Annotated in this window: 7 protein-coding genes and 1 rRNA gene; 5 read left to right on the forward strand and 3 right to left on the reverse strand. The window is 37.2% G+C overall.

All coding sequences use genetic code 11. The features are described 5' to 3' along the window. Window positions 1–2: 2 nt before the first annotated feature. Together JN11_RS22745 and JN11_RS22750 are read left to right on the forward strand one after the other, a co-directional pair. Window positions 3–2,798 carry a TonB-dependent receptor gene (locus JN11_RS22745; RefSeq protein ID WP_144916426.1) on the forward strand — a complete coding sequence of 932 codons (2,796 nt, stop codon included), beginning with the start codon at window positions 3–5 and terminating at the stop codon, window positions 2,796–2,798. A gap of 4 nt (window positions 2,799–2,802) precedes the next feature. Beyond that, entirely contained in the window at window positions 2,803–3,579 is a 777-nt protein-coding gene (locus JN11_RS22750) for a GLPGLI family protein (RefSeq protein WP_144916428.1), read from the forward strand. A 90-nt stretch (window positions 3,580–3,669) separates the two neighbouring features. Here the strand turns inward: JN11_RS22750 and JN11_RS22755 are convergent, their stop codons facing one another. Beyond that, window positions 3,670–4,551: a phosphatidylinositol-specific phospholipase C/glycerophosphodiester phosphodiesterase family protein gene (locus tag JN11_RS22755; protein ID WP_246139082.1), complete on the reverse strand. Its 882-nt coding sequence runs from the start codon at window positions 4,549–4,551 to the stop codon at window positions 3,670–3,672. 151 nt (window positions 4,552–4,702) lie between these two features. Between JN11_RS22755 and JN11_RS22760 the strand changes: the two genes are divergently transcribed. The 3 genes from JN11_RS22760 to JN11_RS22770 all read left to right on the forward strand — a co-directional run bounded on the left by JN11_RS22760 (window position 4,703) and on the right by JN11_RS22770 (window position 6,492). After that, entirely contained in the window at window positions 4,703–5,275 is a 573-nt protein-coding gene (locus JN11_RS22760; protein ID WP_144916430.1) for a Crp/Fnr family transcriptional regulator, read from the forward strand. A 99-nt stretch (window positions 5,276–5,374) separates the two neighbouring features. Continuing rightward, window positions 5,375–6,091, forward strand: coding sequence for a pirin family protein (locus JN11_RS22765; RefSeq protein ID WP_211360887.1), 717 nt, complete (start codon window positions 5,375–5,377; stop codon window positions 6,089–6,091). Between the two features lie 98 nt (window positions 6,092–6,189). After that, window positions 6,190–6,492: a response regulator gene (locus JN11_RS22770; protein WP_144916433.1), complete on the forward strand. Its 303-nt coding sequence runs from the start codon at window positions 6,190–6,192 to the stop codon at window positions 6,490–6,492. Between the two features lie 123 nt (window positions 6,493–6,615). Here JN11_RS22770 and JN11_RS22775 read toward each other — a convergent pair whose 3' ends face one another. After that, the gene (locus tag JN11_RS22775) at window positions 6,616–7,275 is read right to left on the reverse strand and encodes a hypothetical protein (protein WP_144916435.1); all 660 of its coding nucleotides are present in this window, start codon (window positions 7,273–7,275) and stop codon (window positions 6,616–6,618) included. A 276-nt stretch (window positions 7,276–7,551) separates the two neighbouring features. After that, window positions 7,552–7,663, reverse strand: a 5S ribosomal RNA gene (rrf, locus tag JN11_RS22780). Window positions 7,664–7,895: the final 232 nt, after the last annotated feature.

The following is a 7,895-nucleotide window of genomic DNA, read 5'->3' on the forward strand; positions in this document are numbered from 1 at the left end:
ATATGAAGATCACAATTATAGTACTACCTTTTCTTTTACTTTTCACCCTTAATTTGCGCGCGCAGAGCATATACAATGTTAAAGGCATTATAGTTGATACATCCTCAAATGCTAAACTTGTAAACGCTTCAATAAGCATTTTAAATGAAAAAGACTCAATCCTATATACCTTTGTAAGGGCCGGTGTTAGTGGCATATTTGCAATTAATAACTTAAGCAAAGGGAAATTTATTTTGCTGGCTACCTATCCTGGCTATGCCGATTATATTGAATATTTCAGCCTTGATTCTGCTAAAAGAACGCATGACTTTGGTAACATAAATATGCTGCTCAAAACTAAGCTGCTGGCCGATGTAATTGTTAAAGGAAACAGGGCATCCATAAAAATAAAAGGCGACACCACCGAATTTGATGCACGTACCTATAAAGTACAGCCGAATGCTACGGTAGAGGACCTGCTAAAGCAATTACAGGGAATACAGGTTGATAAGGACGGCAAAATTACCGCACAAGGAGAAACCGTAAACAAAGTTTTAGTTGACGGTGAAGAGTTTTTTGGCGACGACCCCACCCTTGTAACTAAAAATTTAAGAGCCGACATGGTAGATAAGGTACAGCTTTATGATAAAAAAAGCGACCAGGCAACATTTACCGGTATTGATGATGGACAAAAAACAAAAACCATTAACATCAAATTAAAAGCCGACAAAAAGAATGGCTATTTCGGTAAGGTAGATGCGGGCTATGGCACTGATAATTATTACCAATCGCAAATATTATTTAATATGTTTAAGGCAAAGCAGAAGTTTTCCTTTTTTAGCACAATAAGTAACGATGGCAAAACAGGGCTGGGCTGGGAAGACAATCAAAAATACGGAGGCGGAAACAATGTTTCAGCTATGGATGATGGCAGTATAATGATAATGGTCGGTGGCGGTGACGATCTGGATTCGTGGGACGGGAATTATAGTGGTAAGGGTACGCCTATAGCAATAAATGATGGTGTTCATTACGATAGTAAGTGGAACGGCGATAAACAATCACTAAACACAAACTATAAATTAGGAGTATTAACAGTTGATGGAGTGGATAATACTTTATCGCAAAATAACTTACCTACGGGCGGAATTATCAATACAACATCCAATCAGAATTTCCATAATTATATGTTCAGGAACAAACTGGATGCTACTTACCAGGTAAAGCTGGATACTACATCAAACTTAAAACTGGCATTTGACGCCACCACTAAACACAGTCAAACCAAAAGCGATTATATGTCAACGAGCCGCAACAGTGGCGACACCTTGCTAAACAGTAGTGAAAGAAACATTACCAACCAGGTTGATGCACGAATATTTAATGCAAATGCATTTTATACCAAAAAATTTAAGAAAAAGGGCCGCACTTTTTCGTGGAACGTTAGCGAAGCATATAACGAAAGTCAGGCTAATGGAACTTTAAAAACTGATGTTGATTATTTTAATAACCTCGGCGTGCAAGACAGCAGCCAGACCACAGATCAGTATAAAACCAATCATCTTATAAGTTCACAGCTGAACAGTAATATGACCTATACCGAACCATTGTCAAAAACGCTGTCAATTATTTTTAACTATGGGCTAGCTATTGACAATAGCACGGCCGACCGCAAATCATTCAATAAAGATGCCAATGGCTTTTATACCATACTGGATAGTTTATATAGTAATGATTATAAGTTAAATCAATTAGCTAACCAGGGAGGGGCAATACTTAATTTAAAGAAGGGAAAAACAACTATAAATATTGGAACCAAGGTAAGTGATGTGAACTTTAAACAAGTAAATGAGTATACAGGTGATATATTTAAACGCAATTTTGTTGACTGGTCTCCGCAGGCAAGCTATCAATACAGGTTCTCGCAGCAATCCAACTTTAACGTAAACTACAATGGTAAAACCACGCAACCAACCGTTGACCAGATACAGCCGCTACTGGTAAATACCGATCCGCTAAATTTGATTATAGGAAACCCTGCACTTAAACCATCTTTTACAAACAACATAAGGTTAGCATATAATTCATATAAAGTATTGAGCGATGAATATTTAGGGGTATATGGTAATTATTCGTTCACATCTTCTCCTATAGTAAACAGTACCGTTACGGATTCGGTTGGCAAAAGCACAACGCAATACATCAACTTAAATAAAATTCCATTTAATTATTACCTAAACATTTACTACGCACGTAAATTGTCTTCAACAGGTATCAACATAGGTTTTACTCTGAATGATCAGGGAAGTAGAACCTATAACCTTTCAAACGGTGAGATCAACGCGATTACATCAACTACCTATTCAGGAAGTTTACGAGTTCAAAAATATGTACAAAAGAAATATGATTTCAATATTTCCTTCGGGCCAAGCTTAACTTATGGAGGGTCATCCTTACAGCGTAATCTAAACAATAATGGACATGGGCTAAATGGCGATGGTGGATTCACCTTTTTTCTACCCTGGCAGTTTTCAATCACCTCAAACGGCAGCTATCAATACAACTCTAAAACAGAGACTTTTGACCAAGATTACTCCAGGTTTTTGTTGAATGCCTGGCTGGTAAAGGCATTTGATAAAAACGAGGATTTTAAAATCACGTTGGCATGCAATGATATTCTCAACCAAAACTCGGGTTTTAACAGGAGCTCAAGCGGGAATTTAATTACTCAGGAAAATTACACTACCATTAAAAGATTTTTTATGCTTACCCTGGTTTGGACATTTAACAAAATGGGCGGTGCCAGCGCAAAAAATTAAGATTATGAAGACAATTATTATAGCGGCTATCAGTTCATTATTACTAATCAACAGTCCATCTTTTAGTCAAAACGCTCATTTTACAACATCGGGCGTAATTGAGTACGAAAAGACCGTTAATATGTTTGCATTACTAAAAAAGCAGATCAATAAAGATAACGAGGCTTTTTATCAGCCCATTTATGATCAATATATAAAAAACCAGCCTCAGTTTAAAAAGCTGAAAAGTACACTAACCTTTTCTGATAATAAAACGCTGTTTACGCCGGTGCCTGATGAAAATCCGTCAGGAAATTTCTTTGGAAACAATGTAATGGTTAGTCAGACCAATACCATCTACACTGACTTACAAACAAAAACATTTATTGAACAGAAAAATGTTTTCGAAGAAGTTTTCCTGGTTAAAGATAGCACTCGCAAGATCCGATGGAAAATAACCGGCGAAACACGGGAAGTTGCCGGATTTATCTGCAGAAGGGCAAATGCAATAGTGTTAGATTCAGTTTACGTTGTAGCTTTTTATAGCGATCAGATCCCTGTTTCAGGGGGACCTGAATCTTTTACCGGTTTACCTGGAATGATATTAGGCCTGGCGCTCCCTCACGAAAATGTAACCTGGTTTACCACTAAAATAACGAATCTAATAGTTGACGGCAAGGCTATATTACCGCCTAAAAAAGGGAAGCTAACTAATAATCAGGATCTATTTAAAACCTTACTGAATGCAACAAAAGAATGGGGGACTTATAAAGATGCTTATTTAAAGGCCTTTTCACTTTGAGCTTGAGATGTAAAAATTAGCTTGAAACAACAGCTCCTGATGAATATTCTTATAAATTTGCAGTATAGGCATATGAGTCACACCTCAAGTTCAGTTGACTTCAATATTATTAATAGGCAGCATAACTGTTGAATTGCCATAACTGCTCTTATAGGTAATTAAAAAGTTTTTAAGATCTACGAGTTTATCGGTATTAATCAAGTCAACACCGCATTTAAGCAACTCTTGCCAAACGCTGTTTTTCTCGGGTGATGCCCATAGTCTTACTTTTTTACCAAATTTATGTGCCATTGATACATAGGCACATAGCTTATTCTTTTCGCTCACCGGAAAATCGCCATTACCATTCCAACTCAACATTTTTGAATATTTACAGCTCGCCAGTTTATATACATTGGCGGCAGTTGTATCCATAGCCGTTTTTCTCAAATCTTCATCAATAAATGCCAGACGATTTGTTTCACTCTTAATCATCTGGTAGGGCTTATGCCCCGACAAAACAATAGTTATAGCCCGCTGGGTAACCTTACCGTTATCATAACTTGATAATATGGATCTGTATTTTTCGAGCAATAGCTTCAAAGCGCTATAAGTATTATTGGCGCCCGTTTTTATATCGATCAGTAAAACAATCGGAGTGGTATATCCTTTGTAAACCTGTCCGTTATTTTTTGCTATGCGGTCTGCCAATGGTTGCAGATAAAGTGTTTCCAGCGTTTTTTCGGCTCTAAAAAATGGATAAATATGTGCTACAATCAAATCTCCCTCTTCTAAAAATATATCAGCCTCAATATTGGTATAACCATTATCAAGCGCATCAAATAAAGGATGCGGATGACAATAGTCATTATGAGCAAAGGCATTAGGAAGTGGTATAGATTGTGAGCGGGCGGATTGGAGGTCAAGAAGCAGTAAAACAAATATTCCTGTTTTTAGTAATTTTTTGCTTAAAATTGCTACCGGCGCTTTCAAGTGTTATTGCTAAATTTATAAAACAAATTTAAGCCTTGTGCATTGCGAAAGCTTTAAGTATCTATTAATAAATAGTTAAATTACAGCTACTTAATATTAAATTATTTAGCAGGGTAATTTTAATCAGACAGAGAGCAACCAATACCAATATATGCCTTTTAATCTGCTGCTGAATAACGTTTCCAGATATATCCATTTAACGGACGCAGAAAAGGAAATCTTCATTTCATTGCTGCAGGAAAAGCAACTCAAACGGAAACAGTTTTTTTTGAATGATGGTGAAATCTGCAAATACTCAGCATTTGTAACATCAGGTTGCTTGCGGGGGTTTACAGTTGACAAGAATGGCATTGAGCATGTATTAAGTTTTGCCCCGCCAGATTGGTGGATGGCAGATATGTACAGCCTGATATCCAAAAAACCAGGCACACTTAATATTGAAGCGTTGGAGGATACAGACATTATTCTGCTATCAAAAACCAATCAGGAAAAGCTATATCTGGAGATCCCCAAATTTGAACGTTTTTTCCGTATCCTTATTGAAAACTCTTTAGTAGCGAATCAACAGCGCATTGTTGACAACCTGAGTCTTACTGCCGAAGAACGCTATAACATCTTCTGCAAACGTTATCCGACGCTGATCAATCATCTACCCCAAAAACAAATAGCCTCCTACATTGGTGTAACACCCGAGTTTTTTAGCAGAATGAGAAACAAGCATTGATTAGTGCCCCCCTTATCATTTCTTAACCTACATCATCTTTCCCGCTTCAATTACACCTTACCTTTGATGTATAAAATAAAACAAAGGAGAACAAACATCATGGCACAAACAGTATTACATAAAGCCGAAACCCGTGGACATGCCAACCATGGCTGGCTTAACAGTTATCATACTTTTAGTTTTGCTAATTATTATAATCCCGAAAGAATGCATTTCGGCGCTTTAAGGGTATTAAATGATGATACCGTTGATGCAGGAATGGGCTTTGGAAAACACCCGCACGATAATATGGAAATAATTTCTATACCATTAGAGGGCGATCTGGAACACAAAGACAGCATGAACAACGTTGCCGTTATAAAAAATGGTGATATACAGGTGATGAGTGCCGGTACTGGTATTTTTCATAGCGAGTACAATAAAGACAGGGAGCAAAGGGTTAAATTCTTACAGATATGGGTATTTCCGGATAAAAAGAATGTAGACCCCCGTTATGACCAGATTACTTTAAATGCTGATGATAGGCATAACAAATTACAGCAGATACTTTCCCCTAATCCGGAAGATGAAGGCGTTTGGATCCATCAGAATGCATGGTTCCATTTGGGTAAATTTGATAAAGGTATAAGTACCGAATATAATTTGAAAGCCAAAGGTAACGGCGTGTATATTTTTAATTTAAGCGGCGACATTAAGGTTAATGATCAGATATTAAACACCCGTGACGGTTATGGGATATGGGATACTGACAAATTCACTATTACAGCCGAAACCGATGCTGAGTTTTTACTGATGGAAGTACCCATGTTAGGATAATAAGAAGTTAAGGGCAAAAGGTTTTGTATTGATGCAGAAAAACTCTTTTGCCCTTTCCTTTTTATTATTTTCACACCAAATAATTAAGCTATCATACTATGAATAAGATAGAAATATTAGTGATAGGTCGGCACCCGGAGATTTTACAAACTGTTGTTCGCCTAGTTAACAATAACCCAGAGTGGAATGCAACCGGCTGCTCGATCGATGAAGAAGCTTTGGTAGCTTTTGCAAATAACACCTTTCGCCTGGTATTACTTGGCGGTGGAATTGAAAAGGAAAGTGAAGATAAATTGTGTAATGCTTTCCGCTCGCTCAATCCTCAAATAACTATTATTCAGCATTATGGGGGTGGGAGTGGACTACTTTCAGCCGAGATATATGAAGCGTTAAAGGGTTAAAATCATTGTAAATCCAGATAACCTGACTTTCGTAAAGGTGCCCTTCCGCATTCAAACAATTGAAGCAGAAGGACATTTTCCTTTATATTAATTACCCCTAATTAATTTCGTTTGCAAATATACTTATTGTACAGCTGCTTGCAGTACCGGTTGTTCTGTTTGATGATCTGTAACAGTCGCCAGAGGTGTATTAACCACTACAGGCGGTATAATCGTTTGCTGCTTATTTTCAGTAGTCTTCAAAGCGGTATATAAACCAGAGCTTACACCCAGCAAGATAAGATTATTAGTACTGATTACAGGTATAATAGCATCAGTACCAATGGCACTGTCATTTAAATGAGCTACCACATAAAAGATAAACCATATTCCGAATACAATATTAAATATTACCGTTTGAAAACGGTGCACATTCACTCCATTTTTATCTGATAAAATATCAAGGAACAGGTTATCCCCTTTAATATTCTGCCCTAATCCGGTAAGGTTAGGGTTAGTTTGATCACCAATATCTATTAATGTCGCCCCAACAGTGGTGGCCGAACTAATGCCCAACAAATAAAGCGTTGAAGTGTCAAAGGTAGGGATTGCGCCTCTTAAAATAATAATACTTATAAAAGAAGCTAATATAATAACTGACCACCAAGCCAGTTGTAACCGCGAAAAGCTGTATGGACGGGGTAGAGCAGTGCTATTATCTCTTAGCATAAAATAATACCTGTCAAAAAAATAAACTAATACAAGGAGAACAATAAATATTGCCCAAAAAACAAGAGTGTTCATAATCTGTGATGTTAAGTTAAGGTTTTGGATAAAGGTTGATAACTATAGCACTGGCTTCAAATTAAACAAGCGCTTAGCTAAATTATAAACAAAAAACAGGAAAAGCAAGTAGTGGTTTTTGAGAAAAAAATTTCATATAAATGCCCCCCTAGTTCTTTTAACAAAGGGCAATGCAGCAGCATTGAAGGTGGTAATAAAAAGGGTACAAAACAAGAAAACCCCTCATCAATTAGATGAAGGGTTACTTTAAGTCCCGATTTTAAATCGGGATTAAAAATTTGGCACCGACCTACTCTCCCACATTTTACTGCAGTACCATCGGCTCTGGCGGGCTTAACTTCTCTGTTCGGAATGGGAAGAGGTGGACACCGCCGATATAGGCACCTGAATATTTTAATTAGATTTGAGTATCAAGATCTGAGTATTGAGATTTTATCTCATGTCTCACATCTATTATCTCCTATCTAAGACAATGATTGAAAGAAGTAAGTAATTGAAAAGACAACAGTATCATTTTGATTATCTGTTTGTTTGGTGTTTGCGAGTAGCAAGGTATTGCTACCTGCTACTCACCATTTCCATTCACGAAGAAAGCTTCGGGCGATTAGTATTACTCGGCT

This window comes from Mucilaginibacter frigoritolerans (genome assembly GCF_007830615.1).
Taxonomy (GTDB): Bacteria; Bacteroidota; Bacteroidia; order Sphingobacteriales; family Sphingobacteriaceae; genus Mucilaginibacter; species Mucilaginibacter frigoritolerans.

Excerpts from the sequence above, each read along its gene's own strand:
- JN11_RS22760 (WP_144916430.1), top strand. The coding sequence starts at position 4,703 with ATGCCTTTTAATCTGCTGCTGAATAACGTTTCCAGATATATCCATTTA.
- JN11_RS22745 (WP_144916426.1), top strand. The coding sequence starts at position 3 with ATGAAGATCACAATTATAGTACTACCTTTTCTTTTACTTTTCACCCTT.
- JN11_RS22750 (WP_144916428.1), top strand. The coding sequence starts at position 2,803 with ATGAAGACAATTATTATAGCGGCTATCAGTTCATTATTACTAATCAAC.
- JN11_RS22770 (WP_144916433.1), top strand. The coding sequence starts at position 6,190 with ATGAATAAGATAGAAATATTAGTGATAGGTCGGCACCCGGAGATTTTA.
- JN11_RS22775 (WP_144916435.1), bottom strand. The coding sequence starts at position 7,275 with ATGAACACTCTTGTTTTTTGGGCAATATTTATTGTTCTCCTTGTATTA.
- JN11_RS22765 (WP_211360887.1), top strand. The coding sequence starts at position 5,375 with ATGGCACAAACAGTATTACATAAAGCCGAAACCCGTGGACATGCCAAC.